The sequence below is a fragment of the Pseudomonas sp. CFBP 8758 genome, from assembly GCF_014841725.1.
In the GTDB taxonomy this organism is placed as follows: domain Bacteria; phylum Pseudomonadota; class Gammaproteobacteria; order Pseudomonadales; family Pseudomonadaceae; genus Aquipseudomonas; species Aquipseudomonas baltica.
The window spans coordinates 139,679-154,284 of sequence record NZ_JACYUK010000004.1 but is presented as its reverse complement, the minus strand read 5'-3'; the positions used below and the strand labels follow the sequence as shown (position 1 = coordinate 154,284).

General features: G+C 50.6%; 14 protein-coding genes and 1 pseudogene. 9 read left to right on the top strand and 6 right to left on the bottom strand.

All coding sequences use genetic code 11. The features are described 5' to 3' along the window. Positions 1-88 precede the first annotated feature (88 nt). From guaA to IFT75_RS09990, 6 genes and pseudogenes are all read left to right on the top strand, one after another. Positions 89-1,666: a glutamine-hydrolyzing GMP synthase gene (gene guaA / locus IFT75_RS10015; RefSeq protein WP_185795040.1), complete on the top strand. Its 1,578-nt coding sequence runs from the start codon at positions 89-91 to the stop codon at positions 1,664-1,666. A gap of 308 nt (positions 1,667-1,974) precedes the next feature. Next, a pseudogene (locus IFT75_RS10010) lies at positions 1,975-3,181 on the top strand (tyrosine-type recombinase/integrase). A 303-nt stretch (positions 3,182-3,484) separates the two neighbouring features. Next, entirely contained in the window at positions 3,485-3,715 is a 231-nt protein-coding gene (locus IFT75_RS10005; RefSeq protein WP_024777066.1) for a helix-turn-helix transcriptional regulator, read from the top strand. Between the two features lie 3 nt (positions 3,716-3,718). After that, positions 3,719-4,552 carry an AAA family ATPase gene (locus tag IFT75_RS10000; RefSeq protein WP_192054652.1) on the top strand — a complete coding sequence of 278 codons (834 nt, stop codon included), beginning with the start codon at positions 3,719-3,721 and terminating at the stop codon, positions 4,550-4,552. Beyond that, on the top strand, positions 4,533-5,450 hold the full coding sequence (gene repC / locus IFT75_RS09995) for a replication protein C, IncQ-type (RefSeq protein WP_192054650.1): 918 nt from the start codon (positions 4,533-4,535) through the stop codon (positions 5,448-5,450). The genes IFT75_RS10000 and repC overlap by 20 nt, the downstream gene beginning before the upstream one ends. Before the next feature lie 1,558 nt (positions 5,451-7,008). Further along, positions 7,009-7,932, top strand: coding sequence for an HNH endonuclease signature motif containing protein (locus IFT75_RS09990; RefSeq protein WP_192054649.1), 924 nt, complete (start codon positions 7,009-7,011; stop codon positions 7,930-7,932). Positions 7,933-8,032: 100 nt separating this feature from the next. Here IFT75_RS09990 and IFT75_RS09985 read toward each other — a convergent pair whose 3' ends face one another. After that, complete coding sequence (locus tag IFT75_RS09985) at positions 8,033-8,353, bottom strand: hypothetical protein (protein ID WP_192054647.1); 321 nt, start codon at positions 8,351-8,353, stop codon at positions 8,033-8,035. Positions 8,354-8,355: 2 nt separating this feature from the next. Next, positions 8,356-8,718 (bottom strand): hypothetical protein, encoded by a 363-nt coding sequence (locus tag IFT75_RS09980; protein ID WP_199864091.1) that lies wholly within the window; start codon positions 8,716-8,718, stop codon positions 8,356-8,358. 173 nt (positions 8,719-8,891) lie between these two features. Here IFT75_RS09980 and IFT75_RS09975 point away from each other — a divergent pair, with 173 nt between their 5' ends. Further along, positions 8,892-9,347, top strand: a complete 456-nt coding sequence (locus IFT75_RS09975; protein ID WP_207186130.1) for a hypothetical protein — start codon at positions 8,892-8,894, stop codon at positions 9,345-9,347. A 557-nt stretch (positions 9,348-9,904) separates the two neighbouring features. Here the strand turns inward: IFT75_RS09975 and IFT75_RS09970 are convergent. Genes IFT75_RS09970 through IFT75_RS09960 form a run of 3 tightly spaced genes read right to left on the bottom strand, consistent with a single transcriptional unit; the run spans position 9,905 to position 12,722 of the window. Then, entirely contained in the window at positions 9,905-10,936 is a 1,032-nt protein-coding gene (locus tag IFT75_RS09970; RefSeq protein WP_207186129.1) for an RES domain-containing protein, read from the bottom strand. Further along, a complete protein-coding gene (locus IFT75_RS09965) occupies positions 10,933-11,841 on the bottom strand; it encodes a sce7725 family protein (RefSeq protein ID WP_192054640.1) in 909 nt (302 codons plus the stop codon). The genes IFT75_RS09970 and IFT75_RS09965 overlap by 4 nt, the downstream gene beginning before the upstream one ends. Beyond that, positions 11,802-12,722, bottom strand: a complete 921-nt coding sequence (locus IFT75_RS09960; RefSeq protein ID WP_192054638.1) for a sce7726 family protein — start codon at positions 12,720-12,722, stop codon at positions 11,802-11,804. Before IFT75_RS09960 ends, IFT75_RS09965 begins: the two co-directional genes overlap by 40 nt. A gap of 439 nt (positions 12,723-13,161) precedes the next feature. Between IFT75_RS09960 and IFT75_RS09955 the strand changes: the two genes are divergently transcribed. Further along, a complete protein-coding gene (locus IFT75_RS09955) occupies positions 13,162-13,335 on the top strand; it encodes a hypothetical protein (protein WP_192054636.1) in 174 nt (57 codons plus the stop codon). A 337-nt stretch (positions 13,336-13,672) separates the two neighbouring features. After that, a complete protein-coding gene (locus IFT75_RS09950; RefSeq protein ID WP_192054634.1) occupies positions 13,673-13,927 on the top strand; it encodes a FitA-like ribbon-helix-helix domain-containing protein in 255 nt (84 codons plus the stop codon). Between the two features lie 298 nt (positions 13,928-14,225). Here the strand turns inward: IFT75_RS09950 and IFT75_RS09945 are convergent, their stop codons facing one another. Continuing rightward, on the bottom strand, positions 14,226-14,597 hold the full coding sequence (locus IFT75_RS09945) for a PH domain-containing protein (protein WP_122475122.1): 372 nt from the start codon (positions 14,595-14,597) through the stop codon (positions 14,226-14,228). Positions 14,598-14,606: the final 9 nt, after the last annotated feature.

Genomic DNA, 14,606 nt, shown 5'->3' with positions numbered 1-14,606 from the left:
ACACCCGGCGGCAGACGGAAATTCAATCCAGCGGGGCTGTTCACTACAGCCCCGTGTTGTTTCCGAATACATCTGACGAGAATGAGTCATGGCCCTCGACATTCACGCCCACCGTATCCTGATCCTCGATTTCGGTTCCCAGTACACCCAGCTGATCGCCCGCCGCGTGCGCGAAATCGGCGTGTACTGCGAGCTGCACCCGTTCGACATGGACGATGAAGCGATTCGCCAATTCGCCCCGCGCGGCGTCATCCTCGCCGGTGGCCCCGAGTCGGTCCACGAAGCCGACAGCCCGCGCTGCCCACAGGCGGTGTTCGACCTGGGCGTGCCGGTCTTCGGCATCTGCTACGGCATGCAGACCATGGCCGAGCAGTTGGGCGGCAAGGTGGCCGGTTCCGATATGCGCGAGTTCGGCTACGCGCGCGTCGACGTGGTCGGCAAGAGCCGCATCCTGGAAGGCATCGAAGACCACATCGACGCCGATGGCGTGTTCGGCCTGGACGTGTGGATGAGCCACGGCGACAAGGTCACCGAGATTCCCCAAGGCTTCAATGTGCTGGCCAGCACCCCGAGCTGCCCGATCGCCGGCATGTTCGACGACGACCGCCACTACTACGGCGTGCAGTTCCACCCGGAAGTGACCCACACCAAGCAGGGCGAGCGCATTCTGTCGCGCTTCATCATCGACATCTGCGGCTGCGAAGCACTGTGGACCCCGTCGAAGATCGCCGAAGACGCCATCGCTCAGGTCCGCGCCCAGGTGGGTACCGACAACGTCCTGCTGGGCCTGTCCGGCGGCGTCGACTCCTCGGTGGTCGCGGCCCTGCTGCACAAGGCCATCGGCGATCAGCTGACCTGCGTGTTCGTCGACAACGGCCTGCTGCGCCTGCACGAAGGCGAGCAGGTCATGGCCATGTTCGCCGAGAACATGGGCGTCAAGGTGATCCGCGCCAACGCCGAAGACCAGTTCCTCGACAACCTGGCCGGCGAAGCCGATCCGGAGAAGAAGCGCAAGATCATCGGCCGCACCTTCATCGACGTGTTCGACGCCGAGTCGTGCAAGCTGGACAACATCAAGTACCTGGCCCAGGGCACCATCTACCCTGACGTGATCGAGTCGGCCGGTGCCAAGAGCGGCAAGGCCCACGTGATCAAGTCCCACCACAACGTCGGCGGCCTGCCCGAGGAGATGAACCTCAAGCTGGTCGAGCCACTGCGTGAGCTGTTCAAGGACGAAGTCCGCCGTCTGGGCCTGGAACTGGGCCTGCCGTATGACATGGTCTACCGCCATCCATTCCCCGGCCCAGGCCTGGGCGTGCGCATCCTGGGTGAAGTGAAGAAGGAATACGCCGACCTGCTGCGTCGCGCCGACCACATATTCATCGAAGAACTGCGCAAGGCCGACTGGTACCACAAGGTCAGCCAGGCGTTCGTGGTGTTCCAGCCGGTCAAATCGGTCGGCGTCGTCGGCGACGGCCGTCGCTACGCCTGGGTCGTCGCCCTGCGCGCCGTGGAAACCATCGACTTCATGACCGCTCGTTGGGCGCACCTGCCGTACGAGCTGCTGGAAACGGTGAGCGGCCGCATCATCAACGAGATCGAAGGGATTTCGCGGGTGACCTACGACGTGTCGAGCAAGCCGCCGGCTACGATTGAGTGGGAGTGATGGGGTGGCCGGTATCTTCCGGCACTCGTTGATAAGAAATGCCCTGGAGCCCGCGTAATTGCGGGCTTTTGGCTTTTTTGGTCTGGCAAATTCTGGCAGCTTTGTGCATCGCCAAGCACCGTGTTTGTATGGCATGGTACGGGGCATTGACTGAGCTGAATGCCATGTTCGGTGCTTGATACCATGTCGACCTAGTAGGGAAGGGCATGGTATCAAATCTCATCATCAGCCCGGTTTCATTGGGTTTTATCGTGGTGCATGAGTGCTTTTCTGAGCATGGTATTTTTTCCATGGAATCCGTAACTGCCATGCTGACCGATACCAAGCTGCGTAACCTCAAACCGAAAGAAAAACTCTACAAGGTGAACGACCGCGACGGGCTGTACGTGGCCGTCACTGCTGCCGGTTCCATCTCATTTCGTTACAACTACTCAATCAATGGCCGTCAGGAGACCATAACGTTCGGTCGTTATGGCGTGGGTGGCATCACACTTGCGGAAGCCAGAGAGCGCCTGGGCGAGGCTAAAAAGATGGTTTCGGCGGGTAAGTCACCTGCCAAAGAGAAAGCCCGTGCCAAGGCACGCACCAAAGGGGCAGAGACGTTTGATGCGTGGGCTGAGAAATCGCTGCGTGGGTATCAGATGGCTGACTCGACGCGCGACATGCGCCGATCGGTTTACGAGCGCGAGCTAAAGCCGCACTTCGGTAATCAGAAACTGGTGGAAATTAATCATGAGGATCTGCGAACGCTGACTGATGCAATTGTGGAGCGTGGAGCTCCCGCCACGGCCGTTCACTCCCGCGAGATTGTGATGCAGGTATTCCGATGGGCGATAGAGCGTGGCCAGAAGGTCGAGAATCCGGCTGATCTGGTTCGTCCTGCAAGCATCGCTACATTCGAGCCACGTGACCGTGCTTTGGGCCTGACGAAATCGCGTTGATGTATCAGTACCTGGACCGCATCGGCACCGCCTCCTCCGTTAGGGTGGCCGCTAAGCTGTTATTGCTGACCATGGTCCGCAAAAGTGAGTTGACCAACGCTACCTGGAACGAGATCAATTTCAGCGAAGCCTTGTGGACCATTCCGAAAGAGCGGATGAAGCGCCGCAATCCTCATTTGGTGTTCTTATCTCAGCAGGCTTTGGATTTCTTCATTGCGTTGAAGACGTTTGCTGGCGGTTCAGACTACGTCTTTCCCTCCCGGTACGATTCTGATTTGCCAATGAGCACCGCGACGATCAATCAGGTGCTGACGCTCACGTACCGGCTTGCGCAGAAAGAAGGGCAGCCGCTGAGCAAGTTCGGACCGCTGATTTGAGGCGCACAGCGAGCACGCTGCTGCATGAAGCGGGTTACAACTCAGACTGGATTGAGAAGTGCCTTGCGCACGAGCAGAAGGGCGTACGGGCCGTCTATAACAAGGCTGAATACCGCGATCAGCGTCGGGCGATGTTGCAGGATTGGGCGGATATGATTGACGAATGGACGCGTAAGAGCACACGTTCAGAAAGTTGATTGCGTTTTGCGTGATGGGGTAATCGGCAGCTGATCTAGTTTTCCCTATCAAAAAACCACATTCGTGGTGTTTTTTCTGTCCGGAAACTACCCGTTTGTGGGACACATTTTTCCTGACGTCTTTGACGAAAAAAACTCCCGAAAGAACAACGACATCGCGTTGTTTTTCTGTCCCGAAACTATACGTTTGTAGGACAGTAAGATACTGATTTTAAAGGGAATAAATCAATAAATATCTGTGGAGTGCTCTGGAAATATGGGGTAATAATCGAACCTCAAATGCGACAAAACGAGGAGTTCGGTGTGGAAAAAGAATCGAGGAAGTCGAGCAAAGTGCTCATTAGCAAAAAGCAATTGCTAGCAATGATCCCCTTGTGTGAGCGGACGATTTATAACTTCGAAAAGCAGGGGAAATTCCCTCGTCGTATTGCCGTTAGCAGCCGGAAGGTCGTTTGGGATTTGGAAGAGGTCGAGACATGGATTGATACGTGCAGGCAATCCGGCCCCGCGACGCGTCCCGGAATGGGAGCTTAAATTGTGGTGATTGATGTACGGGCAGCGTTCGAGAATGAGCCGCCGCCGCTGGATTATGTTTTGCCTAGCATGGTCGCCGGTACCGTTGGTGTGCTGGTTTCACCCGGAGGAGCCGGTAAATCCATGCTTATCATGCAACTGGCCGCACAGATCGCTGGTGGCCCTGACCTTTTGGAGGTGGGAGATCTGCCCTTTGGCCCGGTAATTTACCTGCCGGCTGAAGATCCGCCCGCAGCGATCCATCATAGGCTGCACGCCCTCGGTGCGCACCTCAGTGACAAGCAGCGCGAAGCAGTTGCCGCTGGCTTGTCTATTCAGCCACTCCTAGGCAGCCAACCCAACATAATGGAGTCTGACTGGTTCGATTGGCTTAGGCGGTATGCCGAAGGCCGTCGTCTCATGGTTCTGAACACTTTGCGGCGGTTCCACGTCGAGGAGGAGAACTCTAGCGGTCCAATGGCTCAGGTGATTGGTCGTATGGAGGCTATAGCGGCCGAGACCGGTTGTTCTATCGTGTTTCTGCACCACGCTAATAAGGGGGCAGCCATGACTGGTGCAGGTGATCAGCAGCAAGCTAGTCGAGGGTCGTCCGTGTTGGTCGACAACATTCGGTGGCAATCGTATCTGTCCGGCATGACCCAAAGCGATTGTGAGGAATGGGGGGTCGATGCTAATCAGCGGGGGTATTTTGTTCGCTATGGTGTCAGCAAAGCCAACTACGGCACGCCCTTTCAGGAGCGTTGGTTCCGGCGGCATGAGGGGGGAGTGCTTAAGTCTGCTGTTCTGGAGAGGCGGCACAAAGCAAAGAGGGCGCGACTTGTCGCAGCGACATATTAAACCTGCCTATGCCCTGCTAGATCCTGCTCATGTATTTGATGGGCTGTTCGTACCTACCAAGGGTAAAAAACGTGGGCGTCTGCTCGTTGAGCCACGACGATTCCGCGAATTAGAGATTGGGTTCCAAGGTTTTGAACAGCTTGGGGCCGATGACCAATCCATCTTGTACGCCCTGACTGCCCAGCTAGGCATTGCAAAAACTGTGATCGAAAGTTCTTCAGCCGGGCCAATTAATAAGCAGCTACGCCTAGCGTTGGAGTTTAACCAAGATGACGGCGCACCTTTAGCGAGCAAGCGTACCAGCCTTCGGAGCCTCCTTGTTGACGCCGGATATCAAGACCCTGAGAGTGGACGGGCGCTAAAAGCTGCAAAAGAGAGCTTGAATCGTCTGGCCAACACACAGATTCGAGAGGTCAACCGCCAGACTGGGTGGGATCGGCGTTGTAACCTGATTTCGGTCAGCTTTAACCATAAGACAGGCGAGATACACGTCGCTGCGAACCCGCGTCTTACGGGCGCAGTTTTTCATGCGCAGTATGTCCAGTTCTCGCTGTTTGAACGACACGGGCTTGAGACAGAAGTGGCCAAAATTCTTCACGCTTGGCTTTGTTCGAATATTCGTTTAGGTCGAGCGTTGGGTAATGGAAACGGCGCGCATCTCGATACTATCGCACCGCATGTTTGGGGCGGGGCGGCTTGGGGTGGCTTCGCCGCATCGGATCGCAGCAAAAAGCGTGGCCAACTGCGGGCCGCTTTGCAAGAGATTGCTGACCAAACCCGAAGCCTACATGGTGGCTATGGCTGGTCTGTTGACCAGATGAGCAGTGGTCTGGTTCTAGTCAGTCGCCCGAAGCGTGTGCCACTGATCGAACAGTGTTCAGGTGGCAATAGGCAGTGAGCATTGCTGCATAGGTTAAGCCCCGGCGTAAGTGGCAACATCCCCTGGCCTAAGTGGAAAGTGCCCCCGGCGTAGGTGGCAACAGATCATTTGGAATACGTGGACGCAACGCTTTGCTCCTTATGCCCCCAAGCCTATTCGCGGAATTCCGCTCTAAGAGTTTCTAGGAAACTTCTAGCCTGCGCACGAAGTGCCGCGCCTTCAGGCGCAGCCCTTCGCTTGCTGCTCTTAGGTCTGCCTCCGGCCGTTTGACACCAAAAGGAAGAGCTGGGGGTCAAAATGCTTTGCACCCTTGCAGGAAGGCTGCTGGTGCCCTCAGAGAAGCTGTTTGGTACAAGGTCCGTTGTATAGCTGCTCAGCCCCTGCACAGAGGCTTTCGGGGATCCGTAATAGCTGACTGAGTCAGGTGCATGCGTATTACCAATAGCGAAAGCCGTGTTTTTAGGGGGCGTCTGCTGGTTCAGATCCTTGATCTGGTGAAGAGAGAAATGGCAATAATCGTCAGTGTAGCCAATTAGTCCGCTGCCGAAATGCTGGGGCAATTGCACTGACTTAACCACCCGTTTGTATCGAGCTTGACCTACACGATTCGTAGCCTGGACAGGCAGAAATCGACCTAAAACCTACATCGAGTCTTACCCACGATTTGGTTCGTTCTTACTCATATGCTTACATGCGAGGTACGAGCCATTCCTCGATAATTTTTTTGCGACAATGAGCTGTGGTCATTGGGAAGAAGCGATGATGACTGCGGTATGGGTACGTGAACGGCGTATGCGGTGCGAGGGAGATGCATTTTTGGAACTTGAAATAATGAAAGAAAAAAGTACGCCTATACATACTACGTTATAATTTAGTACTTCCGGAAGCTTAGAATTTGAGTTGAATAGATCATGATTTACATACTCAATATATAACGATCACAGATTTTTCAATAAAAATAATCAGAGGTATAAATTTTCAGGCTGTTTTTGTTGGTTGTTGGTTGTTGTGTGCGTAGGTGCTCTAAAAAAAATAAATTGTCCAATAAAATACGGTTAAATATCGCATCTTGCCTTAGCCGCCAAAAAACGTCGGTGCCATAAGGTGTGCGTAATAACGTAGATTTGTTATCGTTTGATTCACCATTTATGCGATGCGCGATGGTTGTGGTTTTATGGGTGTTGCCTGCAGGCGCTAGCAATCCCAAACAGATGAATAAAGCGGAAACCGTGATGGGCATCCTAGTGTGGTGGCTGTTGGTGAGTTATAAAGTGATCCGCCTACACAATAAATGCATGTCAAAAGTTCAGCTAAAAAATAATCCGTTCTCATCACTGCCAATTTCTTGGTGGATTTGGTACTTTACTTTACACCTGAAAAATTTACGAAATTTCAGTGTTGCCTCAAGAGCCCTTTACTTCTATAGTTGAGACCAACCTGCTGTCAAGTCGGTAAAAATAAATCGCTGTTTTAGGGGGTGGAGATGGCATCTAAGCGCATAAGCATACCGGCAAATCTTTCAGAAAGACTACTTTACGAGTCTGCATTCACCTGTTGCGTCTGCAAAGATCCTGAAGTGCACGTTGAAATTCATCATATAGACCATGACCCATCCAATAATATAGAAGAAAATCTAGTAGTGGTATGTAAGGGTTGCCACTCAAAAGCGCACTCTACTAATTCCATGGCGCAAAACTTAACCCAGGCGCGACTGAAAGCCATAAAGATTCGCTGGTTATTGGAAGTAAAACATAATGCGTCTAAAGCAATGCTCCCAAGCTCAAATATGGAGCAGGCTATGTGGACCTATATAAATCACCAACGTTTGCCTGACGTAATGAGAGCCATGGGTGTAAAATTTAACAGCTTCAGATTGATTCCTTTGGTAAAAAAAGGGATGTTAACAGAGGGCGGCTTACCTATATTTCAATTGCCACCTAAGAAATATAAGTTCTCTACCATCTATGATAGATTTGAATGGGATGTGTCCATGCAGATCCATGATTTATATAGAGATGCAGTTGATCACTTGATTGTAAAATCAAACCCGATTGAGCTTGGAGCGATTTGGGGGCGAAGAAGTATAAAAAACCTTGTTGGTCCAGGAGATATTTGCTTTTGCTTACGGGGCTTCAATTTTAGCCGGGGGGAAATATCTCGTGGTGAGGAAGATCGTCTAGTTGTAGGTCGATCAAAAGGAATTGAAATTAGATTTATGGCGAATACTCGACATATGTGGGGTTCCTCAGCGATCCTTTCAAATTTCGTCGGTAGCTCATTTTCTGCCGTGCTTCTTCTTGTAAAGAATGTTTTTGTTGATGGTAAGTATTTGGTTGTTGAGGGGACTCCCCTAGCAATGGGAGCAGGATTTTTGGGAAGATCATATAAGACCCCACACAAGCTAAAGTATGGTTGGAGTGGTGGCAGTGTATTTTCGGGTTCGAGGTATGATGGTGATATAGAAGAATCAGAGGATGTAGATTTCGACGAGCTATTTTAAAAATATGTCTTACTGAACCTCAATATATTAAAAAACTGATGTGCATAGGCTAACCAGAACCCCACGCTCGGGTGGGGTCATCTGAGGGGCAGGTCGTTTGTCAGCGATTGTCAGGGTTCCCTCGATTTTGTATTTCCTGCGCTGCTCGGATGGTCACCAAAACCTGCTGGTTCGAGTTAGCGTTGGTCTTGCTACCCAGCAATGGCAGCCGATTCAGAGCCTTTGCCCCTACAAACATGTGATATGAAGCGGACATTGCGAGCGGGCTAACGCGAAGCTGCAACGCCGTGTACTGGCGATCCAGCTTATCTAGCTGCGGCCCGTAACCTTTGCTTCGCAGCCACCGGCCGAGTGCCCACATGCCGACGGCGAACGTAAAAGCGAATACTACGAACCCAGCGAACATCAGAAAACCCATCATGACTATTTCTCCGTTTTTTCGTTGTTGGAAGCCGTACCCGGCACACTCAGCGAGGCTAGGCGACCATTAGTAGGGCATGCGTCCGAGGCTGGACGGATCACGTTGGAATCCCCCTGCTCGGAATTAGCGGCTAAATCTCCACCGCTGTTTATCGGGGCCGAATTGCCCTCGCTATTTGAAGGTGGGGTTGATCCAGCACCAAGGGACAGGCCGTGCGCATTCTCCATGCCCGGTACAGCCATTGAAGCCATCACCCCAAGCACCTTTGCACCTCCATTCGCCGCTTGAGAAAGGGCATTTCCAGAGCCTTCAGTACCCCTTTTTGGTGTCTCTTGCTGTTTGTCTTTGTCGTCGTTGTCTTGCATTGGCTTTCCAGCCTGCTTGGCGGCCTGCTGTACGCCGCTGTTAGATTGCTGGGCAGGGCTAGTCCTCGCATTAGCCGTACTGCCGCCTACGCTCGATCCCGCTGATGTAGAGCCCTTGAGGGCTGCGCCGCCACCAGTGCTGGCACCCGCTCCAGAGGATGCGGCTTTGTCCATTGACGCTCGAGCTCTGCGACAATCGTTTTTTTCGGACTGTTGAACCAGCGACTGCCGGTTACGAGCTTGCAATCTCGTGGATGCGAGGAAAGAGCTATGGGGAAATTTTTAAACAAGCTACAAGCATGCACGTCAAGAAGCAGGCCGGTAGCCGGAAGCAAAAGGTTAGTGACGATGACATTCTCGATTTCCTCGAGAGCGCTTTGGCGTTTGACTGTGGACTCATCCTAGCGGCAATTGCGCAATTCCTCTTTACTCCACAAGAGCTTTCGGGAGACGAGGGGGAGTCATTCGCACACTTTCAAAAGAGCCTAAAGACCGGCCTACCGGATATCCTGGCTCTCAACGCCTATGGAGCAGGCTTTGCGGACCGCTTCCTAGCACAGGCGATACGCGATGCGCTTCTAGAAGATGGTTTTCAGGGTGATTACTTTGAAGATGCAAAAAAAAAATAACCTTAGCGCGATTCAAAGCATAGTCGCATCAACTCCAGCGTATTTTTCTAGAATTTTGAACGGTGCCGGAGTCAGCTAATAGGCAACGAACTGATAACTTTGCGAGCAGCGACCTATGAAAATTCTGTGGTGCGTAATTAGGTTTAGACAAAGTTTTGCTTAACAGGTGATGGATGAAGTGACTGGACTGACCTTGAATGAGAATTATAAGAGTCCTAAGTGATCACGCAAAGTCCTATGCATCCACGAGCTCGCTGCGGTGCTATCTGGATTCGTAGGATATGAGTGTGGCACAGCCACAAGTGAGTGTCGAACCTTCCGGGGATTTGACGTTTCACCTAAACTTAATCATGGTCTTACGTGCGTGCGAATTCCTGAAGTTGATCATGAGTTGGTATTTGTTGTGAGACGTATAAGAGAGGTTTTTAGTTTGCTGGATTGTATAAGTCTATTTTATCCGTCTATAGCGTAGTGGGAGTGTCCCCACCATTAGCTGATATACCAGAGCCCGCATGATAGCGGGCTTTTGTTTTTTTGATTCCTTATACAGTTTGTAATTAAGCCTGCTCGTACTCGTGAACTGTCTTGCTTACAATGTATTTTATTGGCGCGGCGGGAGTTAACGAGTCTCCGTCGAAGAAGACATAGTTTTTCCCCTGGCCGAAGGAGCTATTAAAGACGATTCCGTCAAATTTTGCTTCGCTTTTAATGAATTCGCATAGAAACTGAGTAGGGATATAATCTAGGTTGCTATTTTCAGGTCTAATAGGTTTAGAAAGCTCATTGGAGAACAGCTCAAGCAACCCAAGAAATCCTAATACAGCTGATAGCTGTTCCTCACCGAACGCTGAGGCTGAACAGTGTTTTCTAGGTGTCGTTAAGTCAAGTACTGACAGTTCTCGTACAGGGGTCACTTGCGCAACATATACTCCACTTGAATTACTCGGTCTTACCTCGCTTATACAAGTAATTAAACTGTCCGCCACATAAAGATATGGAATTCCCAGCGGGTTCGCACGTCCACCGGTAACTACCTCGCGTGGGGGACAGCCCATTTGGACAGCATTTAAGGGTTCTTCTGATATTCTAGCCCTGAAGAAGCTTTCCCTCACATCAACTGGGATTTTTAACTGTTCTAAAAGTTGAAATAATACGCCTTCGTTACTGCCAGGTGTCAATCTGCTAAATAGGGAGGAGTGTATTGTGGCCTTTGGGAAAAAACGATTTTTGTGCTTCAACTCAAATTTGAAGTCTTCCCATTCATCAGTATAGCTGGCAACGTCAAAATTAAATGAAAATCGCTTGTTTGCTGTATTGTTTCCGAAAATATCATTAACAAGTATGTCTGTTTGCCGAACGCCATTACTCAAAACCCCATACGATTTCAATATGTCAGCAAATGAATATCCATTTTCATCCTCGCGCAAGCCATAGGTGAATAGTTCAAGTTTGTCAGCTAGGCCAGAGGGGTCGATACAGGAAACCTGATTTGTACCACAATAGCTGCATCGGCTTATCGCGCCTTCTGCATTTATTTTGGCGACTATTACGGAGTCGTGAAAGCACTGAACGCAGCATTTAGGCATCATGCACCCCTAACGAAGTTACATGTGGTTTCAATATGATGCTTTATCGAGTACTTCTTAACCTGACCTAGTCCAGGGAATGGATTGCCTCTTAATGATACAAGCTCTTGAAATCCTTGAGTTTGGTTGAAAATTCCGGGGTTGGATACGGAAAAATCCCATAACTTTTCAAGCGCTGATTTGAATTTGCCGCCTGGGTTGGCGGGCGAATCATCATTGAAAGATGAAAAGTGGCGAACGTACATAGCGTCAAATTCGGCTGGATTAATATAGCTTAGGTGGATAGTTACCACATAGGCGGGTCCACCAGCCTCACTATATTCCTCACTCAATATTGTATAATCGCCAAATCCAATAGCATTTGAATAGGATCTCCATTCAGTGTGTAATGCAGAGTAAAAGGATTTTTCCTCGTAGTCTGCATTTCGAATTTTTTTATCAAAAAAATCGCCAAATAACACGACGTTCTTCAACAACGACAGAGCGCCGGGATGGATTTTCTCTTTATTGACAAGCACGCAAGATGCAAAAGTAAGTTCTTCTACGAATGCTTTGTCGATGCCGCCATCTATTAGGATGGCGCTCTCAGACATCGAGAAGCCAAGATCTGATAGTAGAGACAGATCTGAGATGCTTTTGGCTTTTATACAAGGTATAAAAGAATCTCGATCTCCTGCAATCTCGAGTAGGATTTTTTCACTTTTTGAAAAGTCCCCGATGCTCGGGTTGATAATTACAAGAGGTTTAATTCCGGACTTGTTCAGTGCTTCAATTGTTTTGTGTAGGGGGGCAAGGTTACCCCGCACAGGCTCAATGACAGGGCGGATTAGCTCAGGAGAGATGGTTTCTGCAAGCTCTCTCAGAGCTATCAGTTCAAACTGTTTGCCTCGTAATATTGGGTAGTACATGTAGTATCCTTACTAAAAGTTTTATTTAGATTTTCTGCCAGGCTGCGTCGATGATCAGTACGCAGTTTAAACCCAATGCCAGCCATTAATAATGAACGCGGGAGAGATGAAATAAATTCTTTCTCTATCTTTCTGCTTTTTTTAAGCGTTGCGCAAAAGGCTCTTCTAACGTCAGTAGAATTCATTTTCTGTAAAATGCTTTCGCACGCCGAAAAGATTTCTGTGTTTGGGAGGTCGATGTTTTGATCTGATAGTGTAGATACAATATCCCGATATTCATGTACGCGAAGTGATCTCATCAGAATTGAGATATCTACTGGCTCTGTCGATATCTTAGCTTCTCTGATTATTCGAAGGTTTTTCCTGGGGGTCAGTTCCAGAATTCCTACATCCTCCTCACAGGAACTTAAGACTTTAGATAAGTGTGATTGTCCTACTACTACGTACACCTTGTCGAATAGTTTTTTGTAGGAGGCTAGCTGCTCCGGCAGTCGATCTAAATTATCGAAGTCAGATTTTATTTCATAGCATGTGGAACTGCCATTTAAAATAACGCAGTCGGCCTTGTTACGTCCTACTCGAAATTCCGGTAATACGGTTGCTGTGTTAAGGGAGTGTCTACCCAAAAGTAGGCGCTCAGCGACAATATTTTTAAAAAAATATTCTGTCCTGTATTCTTTTGATAGGGCTGAATATGAGCACTCAAATACTTCGGCGGCAGTAAACTCTTCGCGAAGCCCATCTCCATAATGAGTCGCAACTTTCAGGAGAAAATCGAAATTTCCGGATGCTACTTCCGTAAGCCGTTTGCTGGAAAACAGTCTCGCTGCATCTCTTGTAGTGAACACTCTCTGGACCTCGTACACCATCATGTCAGCCATCGTCAAAACCTGTGGTGAGCGTCTTGTCGACATACGGTGCTATTTTTCATTAATACGCCAGCCAGAACGCGCCCTGTGCACATTCGGTCAGGTAATACGGGGAGCATGTCCCATGCCCTTAGGATACGCCAACATGCAAGGCTTCGCATGATCATCATGCCTCCTTAACTTCATGATAGCGGCGTAGCCAGTTGAAATCGGAGGAGAGGCGTGTCCCGCGAGCAGGAGCGGCCCTATGGACTCAGATTTCACGGAGCAACGTGCTAAAAAGGCGCCTTCACCAACCAGTCCTCTGGCATTTTGAGAGCCGACATTTTCAACAGAATCAGCCGATTTCTGTCAGTCGCCGCAAGCAGCAACGACCAGAGGCTGGCGGATTTGTAGTGGCCTGTGCAAGGCTACTCCTGAGGCTGAGGGCATTTACGAATCGGGGCAATTAATGAAAGACCGTAGTCATGACGAGGCAGTTGCAGAGCTTTTCCAGGCCGATCCTTTTTATGCGGCGGAGCTGCTGGCCGAGGTTGTTCAGGATGGTAGCGCGGATGAGTTGGCCATCCTGGAGAGGCAGCTATCGGTAGCCTTTGCCACGAGAGAGATTAATCCGAATTCTTGAAAATTTTAATGTGCATGGCATTTTTCATGGTTATTCCACTTTTATGTATCTTAACTAATTGAATTTCAAAGAGTTTATTGTTCGGTTGATGATAGAGTGGGAGTGATGGGGCGTCCGGCGCTGTCCGGCACGATCTAGCAAGAAATGCCCTAGAGCCCGCGTAATTGCGGGCTTTTGGCTTTTTGGGTCTGGCATTTTCTCGGAACGCCCAAACGGTCCCTTTGCGCTGCAGTCGTCGCTACAAGTAGGATAACCAGCGTAACGAAATGCCACCACCTGTGCCATTGCGTTCAGATTGCTAAAGTGCAACCAATCGCAGCATGGAGGGATACGAGATATGCCATCCATTACCGTTCGAAACGTCTCTGATGAGGTCTATCGCGCCATCCGTATACGCGCTGCTCAACATGGCCGCAGCATCGAAGCTGAGATGCGCGAAATTCTCGAGTCTGCCGTGAAGCCGGAAGGTCGGGTCAAACTGGGTTCGCTGTTGGCCCAGACTGGTTGCAAGGTTAAGTTGACGGATGAAGAGCGTGCGGTCTTCCAAAGCGCACGCGACAAAGCCCCCGCCCGCGCAGTGAGCTTGGAATGATCCGTCTGGACACCAATTTGATTTCGGAGCCTCCACGCTAATCGCTTTTGATCCACGTCATTCAATGGATCGACGAGCAGGCATTGGAAACGCTTTACCTGTCCGCCATGGCCGTGGCTGAGCTTCGTGCAGGTATAGCGCTGATGCCGGTTGGGCGACGTCGCCACTCGCGATACTCACCCGTTCCGGGCTGCAGGTCTGGCGGTCATCAATCCTTGGGAGCTATAGAGCAAGCCTTGCTGCGAAGCCACGAAATGACAGGAAAAACGTAGGGCGCCGTGGTCGATGACCAATCAGCTCACTTCAACACATGCCCCGCAATCAGCCGCGAAATCTCCACCATCGACGTCTTCCCCGAGAACTCGAAGCGCACCTTCCCCAGCGCCGAAAAATACACCTCCAGCTCCGAATCCAGATCGAACGTGCCCGATGTTTCGATCGAGTACGCCACGATGTTCTTGTAGGGCAGGGAGGTGAAGTCCTTCTTGCTGCCGGTCAAGCCCTGCACGTTCACCGCGATGATCCGTTTGTTGGTGAACACCACGCCGTCGCGCATCGACTTGTAGGCGTCGACCACCTGCTCGTCATCCAGCAGCAGGGCGGTGACGCGTTCGGCGTATTCGGCGTTTTGCTTGAGTTTGAAGAAGCCTTTGTTGTTGAAGTCGATCATGGCCTGGAG